The organism is Bradyrhizobium genosp. SA-4 str. CB756, from assembly GCF_000473125.1.
Lineage (GTDB): Bacteria > Pseudomonadota > Alphaproteobacteria > Rhizobiales > Xanthobacteraceae > Bradyrhizobium > Bradyrhizobium arachidis.
In genome coordinates this window covers 7603123-7622563 of sequence record NZ_KI421499.1, presented here as the reverse complement: position 1 = coordinate 7622563, position 19441 = coordinate 7603123, and the positions used below count along the sequence as shown (strand labels likewise).

At 65.2% G+C, this 19441-nt stretch carries 19 protein-coding genes; 6 read left to right on the top strand and 13 right to left on the bottom strand.

Annotated elements, in window-relative coordinates:
- Positions 1 to 336: 336 nt before the first annotated feature.
- Positions 337 to 1227 carry a peptide chain release factor N(5)-glutamine methyltransferase gene (gene prmC, locus BRAGE_RS0136865; protein ID WP_027563484.1) on the bottom strand — a complete coding sequence of 297 codons (891 nt, stop codon included), beginning with the start codon at positions 1225 to 1227 and terminating at the stop codon, positions 337 to 339.
- 92 nt (positions 1228 to 1319) lie between these two features.
- On the opposite strand from prmC, the gene BRAGE_RS0136860 reads away from it, so the two are divergent.
- Positions 1320 to 1745 carry an HIT family protein gene (locus BRAGE_RS0136860; protein WP_027563483.1) on the top strand — a complete coding sequence of 142 codons (426 nt, stop codon included), beginning with the start codon at positions 1320 to 1322 and terminating at the stop codon, positions 1743 to 1745.
- A gap of 63 nt (positions 1746 to 1808) precedes the next feature.
- Here BRAGE_RS0136860 and BRAGE_RS0136855 read toward each other — a convergent pair whose 3' ends face one another.
- The 5 genes from BRAGE_RS0136855 to BRAGE_RS0136835 all read right to left on the bottom strand — a co-directional run bounded on the left by BRAGE_RS0136855 (position 1809) and on the right by BRAGE_RS0136835 (position 7756).
- Positions 1809 to 2750, bottom strand: coding sequence for a DUF5996 family protein (locus tag BRAGE_RS0136855; protein ID WP_027563482.1), 942 nt, complete (start codon positions 2748 to 2750; stop codon positions 1809 to 1811).
- A 142-nt stretch (positions 2751 to 2892) separates the two neighbouring features.
- Entirely contained in the window at positions 2893 to 3591 is a 699-nt protein-coding gene (locus tag BRAGE_RS0136850; protein WP_027563481.1) for an ABC transporter ATP-binding protein, read from the bottom strand.
- The gene (locus BRAGE_RS0136845) at positions 3588 to 5435 is read right to left on the bottom strand and encodes a branched-chain amino acid ABC transporter ATP-binding protein/permease (RefSeq protein WP_027563480.1); all 1848 of its coding nucleotides are present in this window, start codon (positions 5433 to 5435) and stop codon (positions 3588 to 3590) included. The genes BRAGE_RS0136850 and BRAGE_RS0136845 overlap by 4 nt, the downstream gene beginning before the upstream one ends.
- Positions 5436 to 5446: 11 nt before the next feature.
- Positions 5447 to 6322: a branched-chain amino acid ABC transporter permease gene (locus BRAGE_RS0136840; protein ID WP_027563479.1), complete on the bottom strand. Its 876-nt coding sequence runs from the start codon at positions 6320 to 6322 to the stop codon at positions 5447 to 5449.
- A 99-nt stretch (positions 6323 to 6421) separates the two neighbouring features.
- A complete protein-coding gene (locus BRAGE_RS0136835) occupies positions 6422 to 7756 on the bottom strand; it encodes a substrate-binding protein (RefSeq protein WP_027563478.1) in 1335 nt (444 codons plus the stop codon).
- A 252-nt stretch (positions 7757 to 8008) separates the two neighbouring features.
- On the opposite strand from BRAGE_RS0136835, the gene BRAGE_RS0136830 reads away from it, so the two are divergent.
- Entirely contained in the window at positions 8009 to 8626 is a 618-nt protein-coding gene (locus BRAGE_RS0136830) for a hypothetical protein (RefSeq protein WP_027563477.1), read from the top strand.
- 121 nt (positions 8627 to 8747) lie between these two features.
- Positions 8748 to 9230, top strand: a complete 483-nt coding sequence (locus tag BRAGE_RS0136825) for a MarR family winged helix-turn-helix transcriptional regulator (RefSeq protein ID WP_027563476.1) — start codon at positions 8748 to 8750, stop codon at positions 9228 to 9230.
- A gap of 8 nt (positions 9231 to 9238) precedes the next feature.
- On the opposite strand, the gene prfA is transcribed toward BRAGE_RS0136825, so the two are convergent.
- The 3 genes from prfA to BRAGE_RS0136810 all read right to left on the bottom strand — a co-directional run bounded on the left by prfA (position 9239) and on the right by BRAGE_RS0136810 (position 14259).
- Positions 9239 to 10324, bottom strand: a complete 1086-nt coding sequence (gene prfA, locus BRAGE_RS0136820) for a peptide chain release factor 1 (RefSeq protein WP_027563475.1) — start codon at positions 10322 to 10324, stop codon at positions 9239 to 9241.
- Positions 10325 to 10381: 57 nt separating this feature from the next.
- A complete protein-coding gene (ptsP, locus tag BRAGE_RS0136815) occupies positions 10382 to 12649 on the bottom strand; it encodes a phosphoenolpyruvate--protein phosphotransferase (RefSeq protein ID WP_027563474.1) in 2268 nt (755 codons plus the stop codon).
- Between the two features lie 353 nt (positions 12650 to 13002).
- Positions 13003 to 14259 carry an aspartate kinase gene (locus BRAGE_RS0136810; RefSeq protein WP_027563473.1) on the bottom strand — a complete coding sequence of 419 codons (1257 nt, stop codon included), beginning with the start codon at positions 14257 to 14259 and terminating at the stop codon, positions 13003 to 13005.
- A gap of 150 nt (positions 14260 to 14409) precedes the next feature.
- On the opposite strand from BRAGE_RS0136810, the gene BRAGE_RS0136805 reads away from it, so the two are divergent.
- The 3 genes from BRAGE_RS0136805 (at position 14410) to BRAGE_RS0136795 (ending at position 16839) form a co-directional block, all read left to right on the top strand.
- Positions 14410 to 14877, top strand: coding sequence for a PH domain-containing protein (locus tag BRAGE_RS0136805; protein ID WP_027563472.1), 468 nt, complete (start codon positions 14410 to 14412; stop codon positions 14875 to 14877).
- 14 nt (positions 14878 to 14891) lie between these two features.
- Complete coding sequence (gene ubiG / locus BRAGE_RS0136800; RefSeq protein ID WP_027563471.1) at positions 14892 to 15665, top strand: bifunctional 2-polyprenyl-6-hydroxyphenol methylase/3-demethylubiquinol 3-O-methyltransferase UbiG; 774 nt, start codon at positions 14892 to 14894, stop codon at positions 15663 to 15665.
- Between the two features lie 274 nt (positions 15666 to 15939).
- Positions 15940 to 16839 (top strand): EamA family transporter, encoded by a 900-nt coding sequence (locus BRAGE_RS0136795; RefSeq protein WP_027563470.1) that lies wholly within the window; start codon positions 15940 to 15942, stop codon positions 16837 to 16839.
- A gap of 114 nt (positions 16840 to 16953) precedes the next feature.
- Here BRAGE_RS0136795 and BRAGE_RS0136785 read toward each other — a convergent pair whose 3' ends face one another.
- Genes BRAGE_RS0136785 through BRAGE_RS0136770 form a run of 4 tightly spaced genes read right to left on the bottom strand, consistent with a single transcriptional unit; the run spans position 16954 to position 19428 of the window.
- Positions 16954 to 17436, bottom strand: a complete 483-nt coding sequence (locus tag BRAGE_RS0136785; protein WP_027563469.1) for a DUF1178 family protein — start codon at positions 17434 to 17436, stop codon at positions 16954 to 16956.
- On the bottom strand, positions 17433 to 18311 hold the full coding sequence (locus tag BRAGE_RS0136780) for a carbon-nitrogen hydrolase family protein (protein ID WP_027563468.1): 879 nt from the start codon (positions 18309 to 18311) through the stop codon (positions 17433 to 17435). Before BRAGE_RS0136780 ends, BRAGE_RS0136785 begins: the two co-directional genes overlap by 4 nt.
- On the bottom strand, positions 18308 to 18583 hold the full coding sequence (gene grxC / locus BRAGE_RS0136775; protein WP_027563467.1) for a glutaredoxin 3: 276 nt from the start codon (positions 18581 to 18583) through the stop codon (positions 18308 to 18310). Before grxC ends, BRAGE_RS0136780 begins: the two co-directional genes overlap by 4 nt.
- Before the next feature lie 35 nt (positions 18584 to 18618).
- Entirely contained in the window at positions 18619 to 19428 is an 810-nt protein-coding gene (locus tag BRAGE_RS0136770) for a ComF family protein (protein ID WP_027563466.1), read from the bottom strand.
- Positions 19429 to 19441: the final 13 nt, after the last annotated feature.

The window sequence follows — 19441 nt, the reverse complement described above, 5'->3', positions numbered from 1 at the left end:
TCGACCGTCGCGTTCAACAAAGACGCGTTCCCCACTCGCCAGCATCCATCGCCAGCGAACCCATTCATATCGCCTGCCGAAACAAGCCCAGCTTTGTTGCGTAAGTCTTCAAGCGCAATATCTGGCTTTCGTTCACGTTGCGGTCGGAGAGCAGCGCAGCTCCACTGGCCATCGCGCTCAACAGGACCTGCGGCTTGGAACCTATAATCAGTAACGCTCTCGCCCGAGAGCCCCGGCTTTCGCCCGTAGGTGTACGGGGCCGGCACCGATGTGTTGAGCGGAACGTAGTCGTTCCCAAGGGATATTCCAAGAGCTTTTTACAGGCCAATCGGGCTTTTATGGGGGCATTTTTCGGGCCGATACGGCTCGGAGAATGCCTCCAAGGTCGGCCTTGGGTGGCCTGTCCACCGATAACGCGGCGGCCCCCATCAAGGTTTCAATATTCCGGGCCTGGCCCTGGCCGGCCTCGACGATCAGCGCCCCGCCTGCGGCGAGACGCTCGGCCGCCTGCGGGATCAGGATGCGGTAGGCATCATAGCCGTCATTGCCGCCATCGAGCGCCAGATGCGGATCGTGCTCGCGCACCTCGATGCTCAATTTCGGAATTTCAGCTGAGGGAATATAGGGCGGGTTCGACACGATGAGGTCGAACGGGCCTTGAAGCGCCGCCGCATAAGAGCAGGCGACGAAGGCGGCGCGGCCGGACAGGCCGAGTGTGGCCGCATTATCGCGTGCGGTGTTGAGCGCGGTCAGGCTGACATCGGTGCCGACGCCGAACGCCTCGGGAATCTCGTGCAGCAAAGCGAGCAGGATGGCGCCGGATCCGGTGCCGATATCGGCGATTCGCGGGCGCCCCCCCGAAACCCTGAACTCGCGAAAAATCTCGAGCGCCAGCTCGACCACGGTTTCAGTGTCCGGCCGCGGCACCAGCGTTGCCTCGGACAGCCGGAACGGCAAGCCCCAGAATTCCCGCGCTCCGAAAATGCGGGCGACCGGCTCATGCGCGAGCCTGCGCTGCGCATAGCCTTCCAGCCGCGCAGCCTCGTCAGGTGTCAGTCGTCGCGCCGCCTGCGTCACCATGGCGGTGAGATCGAGCTCCACGGCCGCGCCGACGAGCAGGCGTGCATCGAGGCCGGGCTCCTCGATGCCCGCCGCTTGCAGCCGTGCCGCAAGCGCGCGTCGCGCGCTCTCGATGCTGTGTCTGGAATCTGTCGCCAATGGAACCATCCTGCCTTGGCATCGTGGATAGATCGGCGGACTTGCTTGCGTCAACGGAAAGGAGCGCGTTTGATCGCGCCGCGTGGCGAAGGGAGGCATCCATGACGGCCTATGACGATCAGAACGTCTTCGCAAAGATCCTGCGCGGCGAAATTCCCTGTTTCGAGGTGTTCAGGGACGACCGCAGCTTCGCCTTCCTCGACATCATGCCGCGCTCACCGGGGCACACGCTGGTGATCCCGAGGGCGCCGGCGCGCGGCATTCTCGACATCGCCGATGACGATCTCGCCGCGGTTGCCCGCACCGCCAAGCGGGTCGCGATCGCGGCGATGAAGGCCTTCGACGCGGAAGGGATCATTCTGCAACAGTTCAGCGAGCCCGCCAGCGGGCAGGTGGTGCTTCACCTGCACATGCATGTCATGCCGGTCCGGGCCGGAATCGAGCTGCTGCCGGCGCAGACGCGCAAGGAGGACATGGCCGTGCTCGCCGAGCATGCCAAGCGGATGATCGCGGCGCTTGCTGGCTGATTTGGCGTCTGACGTGATCAGCTTCGCTCCACCAACCTGCCAGCGAACTTTCCTCGACCTTCATCATCGTTTGTTCAGCGGGCGGGGTCGAAGGGGGGAGCCAATCGGACATTCGAGCGCGGCACGATCCCAGCTTCCGGCATCAGCCGCCGCCCGATAGGTGCTCTGCAGAAACGCCATGAGCGTCTCCTCAGGCTCGCTGGATTTTCGCACGAGGTCGTAGGGCAGGAGATATTCGCCGAGCTTGTTATCGAAGTATGCGCCTTCCGGCATGACCTGTCCGTCAGCGAAGCCGTTCGGGGTGGGATAGGCATAGGAATAGAAGGCCGCGAACTCCGCACCACCTCCGCCCGGCCAGAAGCCGGCGGAGGAGACCTCATCGCTATAGGCCTCGCGGGTCACGACATCAGGCAAACCCGGAACGCCGCCCGGATGAAGCGGGGCGGGACGACCGGAGAAGCGCGTCACCGCGAGATCGAAGCTGCCCCAGAAGAGATGGACCGGACTGACCTTCCCCGTGAATCCTGTCCGAAACCGATGAAAGACTCCGTTGATCGCCACGAGGGCTCGAAAGAACCGCGTCACGGCGTCCGCATCGTAGGGCCTGATTTGGCGGTCATCCCGGAACGGGATCGGATTCGGGACCTCGCTGGGCCGACCGTCGAATTCCGGTATTCCGCCGAGATGTCCTATCAGTTCGCAGAACCGGGTGTGAAATTCGGCGACGGACATTCGCCCGAGCGGCATTTCAGCCCTGCAGCCGTCGGCCGCCTCTCCGATCAGGACATGACGGCAGAGATCGAAGACGATCTCGATGCCAGATCCGTCCGGAACCAGTGAAGTCGTGAGCCCGCGTGCATTCACGTAGAAAGTCGCGTGCCAGGAATGGTTGACCCACGGCGTTCTCGCGAGCCGATACTTGCCGACAACCTGGCAATACAAATGAAGCGCAGAACAGCTTTCGCGCCATGCCTCGAAGGGGATCTCCGGCCAGATCGTGCTCATGGTGTCTTCTCCCGGCTTGGGCAAGACCTCACCTCTACGGGCGACCCGGTGTCCGCCTTGGGCACCAGTCGACATTCCGGGGTGGGGCCGCGTGTCCGCTCGCTCCTCGAAAGCAGACACCCCGAGTTTATGGGTAGACGCCCTAGACGCCAAGATAGCGTTGCAGCAGTTCCGGCTGGGCCTTGAGTTCCTGCGCCGGACCTTCGTGCACGATGTGGCCGTTATTGATGATGTAGATCCGCGTCGCCAGCGCCAGCGTTGCCGCCAGATTCTGTTCGACCAGCACGATGGTCTGGCCGGCGGCCGCGAGCTCGCGGCAGGCCTTGACGAGATCGTGGACGATCACCGGCGCAAGCCCCTCGAACGGCTCGTCCAGCAGCACGATCTTGGGATCGCGCACGAGTGCCCGTGCGATCGCCAGCATCTGCTGCTCGCCGCCGGAGAGCTCGGTGCCGCGGTTGCTGCGCCGCTCCTTCAGCCGCGGAAACATCTCGTAGATGCGCCCGAGCGGCCAACGCTTCGGCGCAGTGATGCCGGCGAGGACGATGTTCTCCTCCACTGACAGGCTGCCAAAGATGCGGCGCTCCTCGTGCACGAGCTGCATGCCCGCCTGCGCGATCTTGTGGCTCCGCCGACCGGCAACGTCGATGCCGTCGAACTTGATGCTGCCGCTGCGCGGCGTCACCACGCCCATCAGGCTCTTCAGCGTCGTGCTCTTGCCGGCACCGTTGCGGCCGAGCAGAGCCACCACCTCGTGACGCTCGACATGCATGGCGACGTCGAACAGGATATGGGAATCGCCGTAATAGCTGTTCAGGCCGTTGACCTCGATCAGGCTCATGCGGCGATCTCCCCATGCACGCCGCCGAGATAGGCCTCCTGCACCGCGGCGTTGGTCTTGATTTCCTCGGGCGTCCCCGAGATCAGCACCTTGCCCTCCTGGAGCACCGTCACACGTTCGACCAGCTCGAACAGCGAATCCATGTCGTGGTCGATGATGATCATGGTGCGGCCGCGTGCGATCGACTTGAGCAGCTTGACGGTCTCGACGCGCTCGCGCGGGCTCATGCCTGCGAGCGGCTCGTCGAGCAGCAGCAGGCGCGGCGAGGTCGCGAGCGCAAGCCCGATCTCCAGCCTGCGCTTCTCGCCATACGCAAGCTCGGACACCGGCGTGTCGGCGCGGCGGGTGAGGTTGACCAGCGCCAGCGTGTGTTCCACTTGCTCGGTCAGGCCCTTCACGCTCGAGAGCTTCTTGAACAGGTCGAGCCGGAATTTTCCGCGCAGCTCGGCGAGGGCGGCGATGGTCAGGTTCTGCCGCACCGTGAGGCCGGTGAAGAGCTGGTTGACCTGGTAGCTCTTGGTCAGCCCGAGCTGGCACACCTCTGTGACCTTCAATCCCGTGATGTCGCGTCCCTCGAACACGATCTGGCCGGAGGTCGGCGCGACCTCACAGGTCAGCATCTTGAAGAAGGTCGATTTGCCCGCGCCGTTGGGCCCGATGATGCCGCGCAGCTCGCCCTGATTGACGCTGAAATCGATGTCGCTGTTGGCGACGAGGCCGCCATAGCGCTTGGTGAGGCCGGTCGCCTTCAGGATGGGTCCGGAGTAAGCGGGGTGCTCGACCTCCTTGGCCAGCATCGGCGCTGGTGCGAGGTGCTGCGGAATCGCGGCGTCCGCAGCGTCCTGCTCCATCTCCGTATCCGTCCGCCGACGCCTGCCCGAGACGAGGCGATAGAGATCGGCCAAACCGCCGATGATGCCGCCGCGCAGGAAACAGACCAGCAGCACGAATACGACGCCCAGCACGAGCTTCCAGGCGGCACCTAACCCCAACGCGGACTGGAGGAAATCCTGGAGGAAGAGCCAGACGGTTGCGCCGACCAGCGGTCCGAACAGCGTGCCGCGCCCGCCGATCGCAGTCTGCATCACGAGCTGGCCGGAGGTGTCGAAGGTGAAGGCATCGGGCGGCATGAAGGCCTGGAGCACGCCGAGCAGGCCACCGGCGAAGCCGGCATAAGCGGCTGCGATCACGAAGGCGGTCAGCTTGTAGCCGTGGATGTTGTGGCCGACGGCAGTGGCGCGCAGCGGATTGTCGCGGATCGCGCTCAGAATCGCCCCGACCGGCGAGCGCACGATCCGGAGCGCGATGATGACGCCGACGAAATAGCACAGTGCGATGAACTGATAGAGCGACCAGCCATTGGTGAAGTGGACGGTGGTGAAGCCGAGATTGAAGCTCGGCGTCGGCACGCCCGGCAGGCCGTTCTCGCCGCCGGTGAAATCCGACAGCGGATTGAACTCGACGAAGAAGAATACTTCCGCGATCGCCACGGTGATCATCGCGAAGTAGATGCCGGTCCGCCGCAGCGCGATCAGGCCGATCAGATAGCCGGTCGCTGCAGCCGCGATCATGCCGATGATCAGCGCGCCCAGCACGTTGCCGAAGCCGGCGCGGGTCAACAGGTAGGCCGCGACGAAGCCGCCGGTGCCGTAGAAGGCGGACTGGCCGAACGAGAGCAAGCCGGTGAAGCCGAACAGGATATCGAAGCCGAGGCCGAACAGGCCCCAGACCAGGATCCGGTTCACGGTGTTGGGGGCGAAGCCGAGATGAGGCAGCACGAAGGGCGCTGCGATCAACCCGATCGCGGTCAGGGTCTCGATCAGGAACGGGCGTTGCTTGAGCATCGGGAAATCGCTTACTCGCGGCCCTGGACGCCGAGCAGGCCATGCGGTCGCACCACGAGCACGAGCGTCATTGCCGCAAACAGCATCACATAGGCATAGCCGGGGTTGAACATGGAGGTGACGCTGATGATCTCGCCGGCGATCAGGCCGCCGAGGATCGCGCCGGGGAACGAGCCGACGCCGCCGATCACCACCACCACGAAGGTCTGGACCAGGATGTCGTCGCCAATGCCGGGGGTCAGCGACACCACCGGCGCGTTGACGATGCCGGCAAAGCCGGCGGCCATCGCGCCGATGCCGAACACCACCATGAAGACGCGGTAGACGTTGATGCCGAGCGAATCGACCATCACCGAATCCTCGATGCCGGCGCGCACGATCATGCCGAGCCGGGTCCGGTACAGCACGAGGAACAGCGCGCCGAGCGCGATCGCGACGATGCCGACCACGGCGAGGCGGTAGGTCGGATAGAACATGAAGCCGAGATTGGTGATGCCCTGGAACAGCGCCGGCGGTGGCACGATCTGCGACTGGCTCGAGAAGATCAGGCGCACGAGCTCGACGAAGCAGATGCCGAGCCCGAAAGTCACCAGCAATTGGTCCTCGTGCGGGCGGTGATAGAAGTGGCGGATGATGACGCGTTCCATCACGACGCCGAGCAGCATCACGAACAGCGAGCCCGCGATGACGGCGAGGACAAAGGATTCCGTGTACTGGTAGGTGACGAAGCCGGCATAGCCGCCGATCATGAACATCGCGCCATGCGCGAGGTTGAGCACGCCGAGCGTGCCGTAGATGATGGTCAGGCCGGAGCTGATCAGCGCCAGCAGCGCGCCGAGCGCGAGCCCGTTGAAGAGCTGCGAAACGAGATTGGGCCAACTAATCATGCAATGATCGCCGTTGAGACGCGAGAGCAGCGCGCGTCAAAAAAGGTGACGCCGCAAGACCAGAGTGCGTCCCGCGGCGTCACAGGGGTTAGTCCGGCTTCAAGTGTAGTCGCCGGGATGGCAGCCGAACGCGTCCGGCTTCTGCATCAGGCCTTCGCCCGGGACGATCTCGACCACGTCGTACCAGTCTTCCTTGTTCTTCATGTCCTTCTGCTGCTTGCCCTTGACGATGATCACCGGGCGGACGCACTGGTGATCCTCGGGGCGGTAATGCACGTCGCCGACCAGCGAGGGCAGCGTCTCGCCCTTCTCATAGGCCTTGATCACGTCGGGCGGATTGAAGCTGCCGGCTTCCTCGCACATGCGGGCCCAGTGCGCGAAGCTGACATAGGCGTTCTCCGCGCCCCATTCCGGCTTGTAGCCGTACTTCTTCTCGAAGGCCTCGTTGAACATCTTGGCCAGCGGGAACTTGTCCTCGATCGTCCACCAATAGTCGGTGGCGGCGTAGACGCCCTGCATCAGGCCGCCGGTCTCGCGCGCGATGAAGGGCACCTGGTAAGGGACCACCAGCTTCATCTTGTCGAGCACGCCGAACTGTTTTGCCTGCTGGGTCGACAGCACCGCGTCGTGGCCCCAGTTGACGTTGATGAGGACGTCGGCGCCGGAGTTCGCGACGTTCAGCAGATAGGAGGAATAGTCGGGCGCGCCGAGCGGGGCGACCTGGTTGGTCACGGTGGTCCAGCCGGCGGTGGCGAGGAAGTCCTGCATCGATTTGGTGACGGTGTGGCCGTAGGTGTAGTCGGGCGTGAGATAGGCCGCCTTCTTGCCCTTGCCGAACTCCTTCACCATCACCGGTCCGATCGCCGCGGCCGCGGTCTGGCCGAAGAAGTTCTGACGGAAGCCATAGCGGACGCAGTCCTTGCCGGTGGTGTCGTTCGAGCCGGAGATGCCGCACACGAACAGCACGTGCTCGCGCTGGGCGAGCTTGTTGAGCGCGACCGCGACGGCGCTCGACGTGCCGCCGGTGATCATGATCGCCTTGTTCTCGCTGATGAAGCGCTGCTGCGCCTGCACCGCCTCGTTGGGCTTGGCCGCGGAATCGGCGACGCCGAACTTGAGCTCCTTGCCGAGCACGCCCTTGCTGGTCTTCGGCGAGATCTTCTTGATCAGGTCGTGGCCGCTGTTGATGTGCTCGATCGCGAGCTGATAGCCCTTGAGCTCGTCCTCGCCCTGCACGGCATAGGTGCCGGTGCGCGGCACCGAGATGCCGATGAAGGCGGTGGAACCCGACACGCCAGCCGGATAGGAACCGATCGCCGGCTTGTCCTCGGCAAAGGCCGGCAGCGCCGGCAGCATCGAGCCGCCGATCAGGCCTGCGGTCGTCTGCAGCAGGCCGCGGCGCGAGAGGCCACGGCGGATGAGTTTGTCAGTCATGATCGTTTCCTCCGAACATCGTTCTTGGTTGCAGGCCAAACACGACCTGTCCGGCGGCAACCGGCCTCGCTTGGCCTGCCCCCGCCGGGCACGTCACATCCGCGTGTAGTTCTTGGCCGTAAGCATTGCTTGTGAACACCTTCTGTCAATTTCGCCTTTGGTCGAACGACGAAAATTATGTCGTGAAAACATATCGGATCACGATATATATTAGTCTTTGTGAGTACGAGGCGAGCGGGTTCGGCGAGCGAAATGGCGCGGCAGACGACAGTGGCGGGTGTCCGGAAGCAACGATCCTGGTCGCAGGAGGCGGAGCGGCAGGAGGCTGCGTGGCCAAGCGGAGAGGCAGGCGACCAGCGCGCGGCGCCGCAGTCCGGCGATGCCTCCCGCCTGCCCGAGCCGCGCAACCGGCCCGCCGGCGAGCGAGGTCCGGCCGTCGGCTCCGTTCAGGCCAAGCGTGCGCCGGCGCCGATGAAGCGACTGAGCGTGCGCGCCCAGAACGTCCTCAAGGAGCTCGCGGTCGAGCTCACCGGCGAGCAGCCGCCGAAAGGAAACTGGTCGCCCTCGCGCGAGCTGCTGCGCGCGCTGACGGCCGAGCGCCTCGCGACCGCGCGCAATTGCGGGCCTCACACCGTGCGGGAGATCGTCGACTGGGCGCAGGGCTGTGGCGTGACCATCAAACCCGTGATCCGGTCCGGCGGCTCGTTGTCGGAGATGTGGGCGGAGCTGATCACCAATGCGTCGACGGGGGCCCTGACCAGTGCGGAGATCGTCAGCGCGCTCCAGCGCTCGATCCGGCGCAAGAGCGTCCGCATCCCGATCGCGTTTCAGGTCATCCTGGTCAAGATCCTGCTGTCCAGCTTCGAATAGGCGGCTGCAAGCGCCGATATTTGTGCATCTCCGCTGCCCGCCGGTTGTACGGCGGCCGCTGCTTGCTACTTTTGGCTAAGCTGCCCGCATTGCCGGGCGGCAAGGGCGGAGGCGGCACGGCATGGTTCAGGCGAAGAAGGCGCAACGCTCCACGGCGGCGATGCCTGCACGGTCTTCAAGCAACCGGACCATGCGCGACTCCGACTACGCGGCGCTGGCGCAATTCCGCTATCAGATCCGGAGCTTTCTGGCGTTCAGCGAGGCGGCGGCAGCACAGCAAGGATTGACCCCCACGCAGCACCAGGCGCTGCTCGGCATCAAGGGCTTTGTCCGTCCAGGCCCCGCAACAGTCGGTGACGTCGCGCGGTTCCTGCTGATCCGGCATCACTCCGCTGTCGAGCTGATCAACCGCCTCGCGAAGCTCGGGCTGGTCAGCCGCGTCGCCGACCCGGAAGACGCCAGGCGAGTTCATCTCAAGTTGACGAAGAAGGGCGAGCAGAAGCTCCAGGCACTCTCGCGGAAGAATCTCGAGGAGCTTCGCCGCGCCGCCAGCCCGGCGTTGAATCGACTCTTGAAGTCTTTCCGGGCGCCCAGCGACGCCTAAACGCGGGCTCAGGCCGCAGCGCCTTGCGCCGCGAGCTGCGCGGCCTGATGCTCGGTGGTCAGCGCGTCGATCAATTCGCCCAGCGCTTCACCCGCGATCACCTGCGGCAGCTTGTAGAGCGTCAGGTTGATGCGGTGGTCGGTGACGCGACCTTGCGGGAAATTGTAGGTGCGGATGCGCTCGGAGCGATCGCCGGAGCCGACCTTCTCCTTGCGCTCGGCCGAGCGCGCCGCATCGACGCGCTGGCGTTCGGCGTCGTAGATGCGCGAGCGCAGGATGTTCATGGCCGAGGCGCGATTCTTGTGCTGCGAGCGCGAGTCCTGCATCATCACCACGATGCCGGTCGGGATGTGGGTGATGCGGATCGCCGATTCCGTCTTGTTGACGTGCTGGCCGCCCGCGCCCTGCGCGCGCATGGTCTCGATGCGCAGGTCGTCGTTCTTGATGTCGACGTCGACGTCCTCGACCTCCGGCAGCACCGCGACGGTGGCGGCGGAGGTATGGATGCGCCCCTGCGTTTCGGTGTCGGGCACGCGCTGCACCCGGTGCACGCCGGATTCGAATTTGAGCTTGGAGAACGCGCCGCGGCCCTGCACCTCCGCGATGATTTCCTTGTAGCCGCCGACGGTGCCTTCGCTCGCCGAGATCACCTCGACCTTCCAGCCCTGCAAGCTGGCGAAGCGCTCGTACATGCGGAACAGGTCGCCGGCGAACAGCGAGGCCTCGTCGCCACCGGTGCCGGCGCGGATTTCCAGCATGACGTTGCGGTCGTCCATGGCGTCCTTGGGCAGTAGCGCCACGCGGATCTTCTGGACCAGCTCCTCGATCCTCGGCGTCAGCTCGTCGCGCTCGCTCTCCGCCATGCTGCGCATCTCGGCATCCGTCGCGGGATCGGCGATCAGCGCCTCGGTGTCGGCGAGCTCCTTGACCGCAGAACGATAGGCCTTCACCGCCTCGATCAGCGGGGTGATCTCGGCGAGCTCGCGGGTGATCTGCACATAGCGCTCGGAGGCGAGCTGGCCCAGCGATTCAGCCTCGAGCGAAGCATGATGCGCGAGCAGGACGTCCAGTTTGGCTTCGGGGAGTGACGACATCGGTTCAGTCTCAAAGTGCGGAAAGCGGCGCGGCGGCGGGAAGGGGCGGCAGGCCCGCTACAACGCCAGGCCTTCGGCCTCGGCAAATTCCGTCAGCTTCTGCCGGATCGAGATGCTGCCGGAGGGCGCATCCAGTAGCGGATTGAGCATCGCTTCGGCCTTTTTCGCGTCGAGGTCGATCACCATCGCCTTGACCGGGCCGAGCGCGGTCGCCGACAGCGACAACGAGCGATAGCCCATCGCGATCAGCGCCAATGCGCCGATCGGCTTGGAGGCCATCTCGCCGCAGAGCGAGAGCGACTTCTTCGCGGCGTTCGACTTGCGCGCGATCTCGCGCAGCACGCGCAGGATCGGCGCCGACATGGTGTCGAAGCGCTCGGACACCTTGGCATTGCCGCGGTCGACCGCGAACAGGAACTGGAACAGGTCGTTGGAGCCGACCGAGATGAAGTCCACCTTCTTCAGGAGCTCGTCGAGCTGGTACAGCAGCGCCGGCACCTCGACCATGGTGCCGATGTCGATCCTTTCAGGCAGCGTGTGGCCATGCTGGCGCAGGTAAGTGAGCTCGCGCTCGACCAGCGCCTTGGCGGAGTCGAATTCAGCGACCTCCGAGATCATCGGGAACATGATGCGCAGCGCACGGCCGCCGCCGGCGCGCAGCAGTGCGCGGATCTGGCCGCGGAGCAGACCGGGACGATCGAGCCCAAGCCGGATCGCGCGCCAGCCGAGCGCGGGATTCTCCTCGATCACGGCTTCCATATAGGGCAGCGCCTTGTCGCCGCCGATGTCGAGGGTGCGGAAGGTGACGGGTTTGGTGCCGGCCGCATCCAGCACGGTGCGATACAGCGCGAGCTGGTCGCTGGTGCGCGGCAGGCTCTGGCCGACCATGAATTGCAGCTCGGTGCGGAACAGGCCGATGCCGGCGCTGCCGGTGTCCTCGATATGCGGCAGGTCGATCGCAAGACCTGCGTTGATCATCAGCTCGACCTTCTGGCCGTCCCTGGTGACGCAGGGACGATCGCGCAGCGCCAGGTACTGCGCCTGGCGGCGGGCGCGGAAGCGCACGCGCTCGGCAAAGGCGGCCTCGATCTCCTGCGACGGACGCACATAGATCGACCCCGACGTGCCGTCGACGATGATGGCGTCGCCGGGATCGGCGATACCCGGCGCGTTCGGCACCTCGCCGACGGCGGGAATGCCGAGCGCGCGCGCCACGATCGAGACGTGGGAGTTGGCGGTGCCTTCCTCCAGCACGATGCCGCGCAGGCGCTTGCGGTCGTAGTCGAGCAGCGCCGCGGGGCCCATAGCGCGCGCGATGACGATGGCGTTGTCGGGCAATTGCTCGCGCGAGGGCGCGTGGTCCTGGCCGACCAGCTGCCGCATCAGGCGGTAGCCGAGATCCTCGAGATCATGCAGCCGGTCGCGCAAGTAAGGATCGGTCGAGCGCAGCATGCGCGCGCGGGTGTCTGACTGCACGCGCTCGACGGCGGCTTCCGCCGTGAGGCCGGTCGCGACCGCCTCGTGCAGCTTGTGCGACCAGCCCTGGTCGTTGGCGAACATGCGGTAGGCTTCCAGCACCTCGCGGTGCTCGCCGCCCTCCGCGACGTCGCCGCGCTCCAGCATGCGGTCGAGATCGGCGCGCAGCTTGGCAAGCGCGGTGTCGAGCCGCTTGACCTCCTTCGGCAGGTCCTCGGCGATGTAATCCTTGATGACGACGCGCGGCTCGTGCAGCACGACATGGCCGAGCGCGATGCCTTCCGACAGGATGGCGCCGACCTTCTGCGCGGAATGGCGCGCGGCGGGCTCCATGCCCGGCGGGGCCAGTGCGGACAGCTCGCCGGAGGCGATCAGCTCCGCCAGCACCATCGCGGTGGTCTGAAGCGCCTCGAGCTCCTCCTCGACATAGTTGCGCTTGGCGCGATTCTGAACGACCAGCACGCCGAGCGTATTGCCGGCCCGCAGGATCGGCACGCCGAGGAAGGAGTGATAGATCTCTTCGCCGGTCTCGGGGCGGAACGAGAAGGCCGGATGGCTCTGCGCATCGCTCAGGTTGAGCGGGGTCGCCTCGCTGGCGACGAGGCCGACGAGGCCCTCATGGGCGCTGAGCACGGTGTGGTGCACCGCCTCGCGGTTGAGGCCTTCGGTGGCGTAGAGCTCGAGCGTGTTGTCGATGCGCAGCACATAGACCGAGCATACCTCGGCCACCATGTTGGCGGCGATCAGCACCACGATCTTGTCCAGCCGCTCCTGGGCCGAGACCTGCTCCGCCATGGTTTCGCGGAGCCGTCTCAACAAGACGCGGGGACCTCCCGACGCGCTCCGCATGAACCGTCAATCTCCTCCGTCTGCCGGGCCCGGCGGTATCGGCCGGCGGCTGGCCTAAAATTCCAGAAAAACAACCAAATTGTTTGTCCGGCGCAGGCGCAAACCTTCGCTTGCACCGAATCAGCGGCCTGAACTGGGACACAGTCTGCGGCAGCCCACCCTGTTCGCCGTATAGCGAATTGAGGCTTGTTTTGCCAAGCAAAACGCCTGCCAAACGCGAAGGTGTGTACACCTTCACGTTTGCTGCGACCGCTAAGAGAAAATTAGCCCAGGCATGGTCCGCAAAAGTGCGAAGCGGTTTTCCGGAAAGACCATGCTCAAACGACAATCTGAAGCGCGATGACGGGGGGGCTTCAGCCCTGATCGAGGCCGTAGAGCGTGTGCAGGGTGCGCACCGCAAGCTCGGTGTAAGCCGTGTCGATCAAGACCGAGAATTTGATCTCGGAGGTTGTGATGGCCCGGATGTTGATATTCCGTCCCGCGAGGGCCGAGAACGCCTGGGCGGCGACGCCGGCATGGCTGCGCATGCCGCTGCCGATCACCGAGATCTTTGCGACGTCGGTGGCTGTATCCAGCCGTGCATAACCGATCTTGTCCTTGGCGGCGGTGATCGTGTCCCTGGCGCGGGTGTAGTCGGCGGCGGGCACGGTGAAGGTGAGATCGGTGGTCTTGCCGTCCTCGGACACGTTCTGCACGATCATGTCGACGTTGATGTTGGCATCCGCCAGCGGGCCGAAGATGGAGGCGGCAACGCCCGGCTTGTCCTCGATCTGGCGCACCGAGATCTGGGCCTCGTCCTTCGAAAAGGCGATGCCGGTGACGACGTGGCTTTCCATGATCTCCTCCTCGCTGCAGATCAGCGTGCCGGGCGGCTGGTTGGCATGCGGGTCGATATCCTCGGGCTTGTCGAAGCTCGAGCGGACGAAGATCGGCATGTTGTGGACCATGCCGAGTTCCACCGAGCGGACCTGGAGCACTTTGGCGCCCTGGGAGGCCAGTTCCAGCATGTCCTCGAATGCGATCTTGTCGAGCCTTTTCGCCTTCGGCACGATTCGCGGGTCGGTGGTGTAGACGCCGTCGACGTCGGTGTAGATGTCGCAGCGGTCGGCCTTGACGGCCGCGGCAACCGCGACGGCCGAGGTGTCGGAGCCGCCGCGGCCGAGCGTGGTGATTCGATTGGTCTCGGGGTTGATACCCTGGAAGCCGGCGATGACCGCGACCTCCTTGCGCTCCTGGAAGCGCTTGATGATCTCGCGGCCGTCGATGTCCTCGATCCGGGCCGAGGCATGGGCGTCGCTGGTCTTGATCGGGATCTGCCAGCCCTGCCAGGAGCGGGCCTGGATGCCCATGCCCTGGAGTACGATGGCAAGCAGGCCGGACGTGACCTGCTCGCCCGAGGCGACCACGGCGTCGTATTCGCGCGCGTCATGCATCGGCGAGGCCTCGGTGCACCAGGCCACCAGCTCGTTGGTCTTGCCGGACATCGCCGAGACGACCACGGCCACCTCATGGCCGGCATCGACCTCACGCTTCACATGGCGTGCGACGTTGCGGATACGTTCGATGTTGGCGACGGACGTGCCGCCGAATTTCATCACGAGGCGGCTCATGACGACGCGTGCATTCCTTCATAAGGATCAGTATGGTGACCCGCGCTGGACGGATGCCAGGGGATACCGACCGCGCGTATACAGAGGGGCGGGGCCGGGGGCAAGCGGGTTCCTGTGGGGCCCAATCCGGACAATGGGTTAACCGAGGTCATGGCGCGCTATATTGACGAAATCCTGCAGCCCGGCGAGCGGGTGCTGTATTCGACCAATGCGCACTGGATCTTCTATTTTCCGGCGATCGTGGCTTGGATCGTGGCCCTAGGCCTTCTGCTTCTGTCGCGGCAGACCGCGGTCGACGGGCTCGTGATTCTCTGTCTCATCGCCGCGGGCGTGGTGGCTCTGGCGGCCCTGTTCTGGACCTTGAAGGGCTGGTTCCACCGCTTCACCACCGAGACCGACGTCACCAACCTCAGGGTTGTGCACAAGACCGGGTTCATCAAGCGCCGCACCTTTGAAATGGCGCTCGACAAGGTCGAGAGTGTCGACGTCAACCAGTCGATTCTTGGACGTATTCTCAACTACGGCGACGTGACCATCAACGGCGTCGGCGAAGGCCGCGAAACCATCCGGACCATCGCCTCGCCGCTCGCCTTCCGTAGTTCGATCACCACGCGGTAGGACCGCGCGTAACCATGAGCATGCAGCAAAACACCTCCGCCACCGCAACCGCCCAGCCGGGCTCGACCGTCGACGCCGCCGAGATCGCGAAATTCTCGAAACTCTCCGTGGAGTGGTGGGACCCCAAGGGCAAGATGGCGCCGCTGCACCGGATCAACCCGTTGCGGCTCGGCTATATCCGCGACGCCGCCTGCCGCAAGTTCGAGCGCAATGTGCGCAGCCTCAATTGTCTCGGGTCCTTGCGCGTGCTCGACATCGGCTGCGGCGCCGGCCTTTTGTGCGAGCCGCTGGCGCGTCTCGGCGCGCAAGTCATCGGCGTCGATCCGTCGGCCAGCAACATCGCCGCGGCGAAGCTGCATGCCGACAAGAGCCATCTTGCGATCGACTACCGCTGCACCACGGTCGAGGAAATCGACCCGCGCGAGCGCTTCGACATCGTGCTGGCGATGGAAGTGGTCGAGCACGTCGTCGATGTCGGCGTTTTCCTCAAGCGCTGCGCCGCGATGCTGAAGCCGAACGGGCTGATGGTGGTCTCGACGCTGAACCGGAACTGGAAGAGCTTTGCGCTCGCTATCGTCGGCGCCGAATATGTCCTGCGCTGGCTGCCGCGCGGCACCCACGAATGGAATAAGTTCGTCACCCCGGACGAGCTGACGAAATACCTCCTCGACAACCGCCTCGTCATCACGGAGCAGACCGGCGTCGTCTACTCCCCCTTCGCCGACAAATGGTCGCTCTCGTCGGACATGGACGTGAACTACATGGTGGTGGCGGAAGGGATGGTGTGAGGGGGCGAGTAAGGCGCGAGCTGTATCTCCACAAATGGTGTCGTCCCTGCGAACGCAGGGACCCATACCGCGGAATCCATCGGTGGGGCGCGGTGTTGGATGCGTGGGTTGGCAGCGGTCGCCAAATTGCTCCCTGGGGTTAGGGGTCCCTGCGTTCGCAGGGACGACGGCGGTATTTGTTGCGAGAGCATCGCTCCCATGACATCCCCGCGGTTGACCGCATGCGCCTCAGCTTGCAGGTTGGCCCCGCCCTTCCTGCATTAGCCACCCCCTCATGCTCACCGTCACCAGCCTCTGGATTCCCTTTACCGTCATCGCCGCGCTCGGGCAGGTCGCGCGCAATGCGATGCAGCGGTCGCTGACCAAGCCGCTCGGGACCTGGGGCGCGACCAACATCCGCTTCCTGTTCGGCTTTCCGTTCTCGCTGCTGTTCTTAAGCGTGGTGCTGGTCGCAACCGGCGATCATATCGGCATGCCGCCGACCGCGTTCTGGCCGTGGCTGCTGCTCGGGGCGCTCAGCCAGATCGTCGCAACCGGCTTGATGCTGCTCGCAATGAACGACCGCTCCTTCGTGGTGACGACGGCGTATCTCAAGACCGAGGCGATCCAGACCGCGATCTTCGGCTTCGTCTTCCTCGGCGATCACCTGACCTGGCTGAAGGTGCTGGCGATCCTGATCGCGACAATCGGCGTCGTCATCACCGCGCTGCGGCCCGGCGGCGAGAAGAGCTTTGCCGAGTTGAAGCCGACCATCACCGGCCTCGTCGCGGCCGCGGCGTTCGCACTCTCCGCAGTCGGCTTCCGCGGCGCCATCATCACCGTGCCGAACGTGTCGTTCGTGACGGCCTCGTCCTTCACCCTGGTGCTTGGCCTGTTCGTGCAGACGCTGGTGCTGACGATCTATCTGCTCTGGCGTGCACCGGACGTGTTGCGGGGCATCCTCGGGATGTGGCGGCCGTCAATGCTGGCGGGCTTCACAGGCGCCTTCGCCTCGCAGTTCTGGTTCCTGGCTTTCGCGCTGACGGCCGCCGCCAATGTCCGCACCCTCGCGCTGATCGAGGTGCTGTTCGCACAAGGCGTCGCCTATTACTCGTTCAAGCAGCCGATCGCGCCGCGCGAGATTTTTGGGATTGTGCTGATCGTGGCGGGCGTCGCGCTGCTGGTGGGGGCCTGACTTCTCAGCCGCCGTCATGCCCGGGCTTGTCCCGGGCATCCACGTTCTTCGTGCTGTAGGAAAGAAAGACGTGGATGGCCGGGTCAAGCCCGGCCATGACGAAGAAGGGACGCCTCAGTTCCTGTCTTCCGGCAGCGTCGGCAGCGGCGAGACCTCGATACCTTCGTCGATCAGCGACTTCGCCTCTTCCGGTGAGGCCTCGCCGTAGATCGGGCGGTGCTCCTTGTCGCCGTAATGCATCGCGCGGGCTTCGTTGGCGAAGCGCTCGCCGACATTGTCGGCGTTCTTGACGATGTGGTCGCGCAGCTCCTTCAGCTTGGTGCGCAGCTCGCGCTCCTGCGCCATCAGCAGCGAGGTCGGCCCTGACGGCGCAGCCTCGGGCGTGGTCGCAGCCGCAGGCTCCGGCGGCGGCGTCGCGCGGCCGCGCCCCTTCTTGCCGACGATGCGCGGGGCCATGATCGCCTTGTCGACCTTGGCCGAGCCGCAGATCGGGCAGGTCACGAGCTTTCGCTTCACCTGCGAATCGTAGGCGGACGAACTCTGGAACCAGCTTTCGAAGTCGTGGCCGCGGTCGCAGTGCAGTGCGTAGCGGATCATGCTGATCCCCGCACGAGGTGCAGGTGATCCGGCCCCGCCTTGGGATCGGCGACGCCAAAGCGGCGGCCGTGCTGGAGCGAGGGGATCGCGCGGCGGGCGGTCTCGACCTTCGCCGGGTCGATCTTCGCCATGATGATGCCGGGCTCGACATCGCCCTCGGCGAGGATCTCGCCCCAGGGATCGATGATCAGCGAATGACCATAGGTCTCGCGCTTGTTCTCATGCAGGCCGGCCTGGGCGGCGGCAAAGATGAAGCAGCCGGTCTCGATCGCGCGCGAGCGCAGCAGCACGTGCCAATGAGCTTCCCCGGTCTTGCGGGTGAAGGCCGACGGCACCGTGATGAAATAGGCGCCGCTCTCGGCCAGCGCGCGGTAAAGCGCGGGGAAGCGTACGTCGTAGCAGATCGTCAAGCCGACGCGGCCCCAGGGCAGGTCGGAGATCACGGCGGTCTCGCCCGGCTGGTAATTGGCGGATTCGCGATAGCTCTCGCCGTCCGGCAGCTCGATGTCGAACATGTGGATCTTGTCGTAGCTCGCGAGCACGTTGCCCTCGGGCCCGATCAGGAAGGAGCGGTTGACCGCCTTGTCAGGCGAGAAGCGTAGCGCCAGCGAGCCGACATGGATGTGGATCTTCAGCTCAGCTGCGAGCGCGCGGTAGGCCTTGAGCGAGGCGTCATCCTCCTCGCTCTGCAGATGCTCGAACAGCGCCTTGCGGTTCAGCTGCATCATGTTGCTGACTTCGGGCGTCTGCACGTAATCGGCGCCATTGGCCGCCGCCTGCCGGATCAGCCTGGTGGCCTGTTCGAGGCTCGGGCCGGGCATCAGGCCGGTGCGCATCTGCACCATCGCGGCGGTGAAGGTCCTGTTGTCGCTCATGAGACGGCCTTCACGCTTTCGAGCAGACCGTCGAGCTTGCCCTCGCGATCGAGCGCATAAAGCTCGTCGCAGCCGCCGACATGGGTTCCGCCGATCCAGATTTGCGGGAAGGTCGAGCCCTCGCCGGCGCGGTCGTACATCTCCTGACGCCAGGACGGGTTCTTGGCGACGTCGAACTCCGCGAAGGTCGCCTTCTTCCGGGTCAGAAGGGACCTCGCGGCGGAACAATAGCCGCAACCCGGCCTCGTGTAGATCTCGACAGCAGCGGTCATCTCGTCCAGCGCTTTCATGTCATGAATTCATTGAATTATATGGGACGGGGGCCGCTCTCGACAACCCGGGCGAAGACCAGCACGTCGATCTGGGCCGCTTTGGCGCGGAGCAGGGCCCGCGCGCAGGCGTCCAGCGTCGCACCCGTGGTCAGGACGTCGTCGATCAGGATGATGCGGCGGCCCTGAATCTCGGCCTGATGGTCGCGGGATACCTGGAATGCGCCCTGCACATTGGTGGCGCGCTGGGCTCGCGACAGCCCGATCTGCTGCTCGGTGGCGCGCACCCGGCGCAGCACCTCGGCCCTTACTTTCACCCCGCTCTGCCGTTCGATGATGCGCGCCAGCGCCCCGGACTGGTTGTAGCGGCGGCGCCAGGCCCGCCGCCAATGCAGGGGCACCGGCACCAGCATGTCGGCGCCTGCGAGCAGCTCGCCTCCGGCGCGCGCCATCCAGCGGCCCATCGCCGGGGCCAGATCGGTGCGGTCCTGGTATTTCAGCGCATGCACCAGCGTGCGGGCGACGTCGTCATAGCGCACGGCGGCTCGCGCGCGCTGGTAAGCCGGCGGGCTTGCGATCGCCTCCATCGACAGCATCTCGGGGCCGGGGTCATAGACGAAGGGAATGCCGAGCCGCGGGCAGTAGGGCCGTTCGATGAACGACAGCTCGGCCCAGCACGAGGCGCAAACGCCTTCGCCATCGACCGGTTCGCGGCAGGAGACGCACAGCGTCGGCAGCGCGATGTCGAGCGCAAGCCGGGCCGCCCGCGCCAGCACGTGGCGGCCGGCGGTCCATGCGGCACGCAGTGGTGCGGCGATGGAACGGGCAGGGGCACTTTCGGCTTCCATGAGGGAAGGCTAG

Excerpts from the sequence above, each read along its gene's own strand:
- BRAGE_RS0136860 (WP_027563483.1), top strand. The coding sequence starts at position 1,320 with ATGACGGCCTATGACGATCAGAACGTCTTCGCAAAGATCCTGCGCGGC.
- BRAGE_RS0136835 (WP_027563478.1), bottom strand. The coding sequence starts at position 7,756 with ATGACTGACAAACTCATCCGCCGTGGCCTCTCGCGCCGCGGCCTGCTG.
- BRAGE_RS0136780 (WP_027563468.1), bottom strand. The coding sequence starts at position 18,311 with ATGAGCGACAACAGGACCTTCACCGCCGCGATGGTGCAGATGCGCACC.
- BRAGE_RS0136830 (WP_027563477.1), top strand. The coding sequence starts at position 8,009 with ATGGCGCGGCAGACGACAGTGGCGGGTGTCCGGAAGCAACGATCCTGG.
- BRAGE_RS0136795 (WP_027563470.1), top strand. The coding sequence starts at position 15,940 with ATGCTCACCGTCACCAGCCTCTGGATTCCCTTTACCGTCATCGCCGCG.
- BRAGE_RS0136850 (WP_027563481.1), bottom strand. The coding sequence starts at position 3,591 with ATGAGCCTGATCGAGGTCAACGGCCTGAACAGCTATTACGGCGATTCC.
- ptsP (WP_027563474.1), bottom strand. The coding sequence starts at position 12,649 with ATGCGGAGCGCGTCGGGAGGTCCCCGCGTCTTGTTGAGACGGCTCCGC.
- BRAGE_RS0136805 (WP_027563472.1), top strand. The coding sequence starts at position 14,410 with ATGGCGCGCTATATTGACGAAATCCTGCAGCCCGGCGAGCGGGTGCTG.
- grxC (WP_027563467.1), bottom strand. The coding sequence starts at position 18,583 with ATGACCGCTGCTGTCGAGATCTACACGAGGCCGGGTTGCGGCTATTGT.
- prfA (WP_027563475.1), bottom strand. The coding sequence starts at position 10,324 with ATGTCGTCACTCCCCGAAGCCAAACTGGACGTCCTGCTCGCGCATCAT.
- BRAGE_RS0136810 (WP_027563473.1), bottom strand. The coding sequence starts at position 14,259 with ATGAGCCGCCTCGTGATGAAATTCGGCGGCACGTCCGTCGCCAACATC.
- prmC (WP_027563484.1), bottom strand. The coding sequence starts at position 1,227 with ATGGTTCCATTGGCGACAGATTCCAGACACAGCATCGAGAGCGCGCGA.
- BRAGE_RS0136855 (WP_027563482.1), bottom strand. The coding sequence starts at position 2,750 with ATGAGCACGATCTGGCCGGAGATCCCCTTCGAGGCATGGCGCGAAAGC.
- ubiG (WP_027563471.1), top strand. The coding sequence starts at position 14,892 with ATGAGCATGCAGCAAAACACCTCCGCCACCGCAACCGCCCAGCCGGGC.
- BRAGE_RS0136825 (WP_027563476.1), top strand. The coding sequence starts at position 8,748 with ATGGTTCAGGCGAAGAAGGCGCAACGCTCCACGGCGGCGATGCCTGCA.
- BRAGE_RS0136840 (WP_027563479.1), bottom strand. The coding sequence starts at position 6,322 with ATGATTAGTTGGCCCAATCTCGTTTCGCAGCTCTTCAACGGGCTCGCG.
- BRAGE_RS0136770 (WP_027563466.1), bottom strand. The coding sequence starts at position 19,428 with ATGGAAGCCGAAAGTGCCCCTGCCCGTTCCATCGCCGCACCACTGCGT.
- BRAGE_RS0136785 (WP_027563469.1), bottom strand. The coding sequence starts at position 17,436 with ATGATCCGCTACGCACTGCACTGCGACCGCGGCCACGACTTCGAAAGC.
- BRAGE_RS0136845 (WP_027563480.1), bottom strand. The coding sequence starts at position 5,435 with ATGCTCAAGCAACGCCCGTTCCTGATCGAGACCCTGACCGCGATCGGG.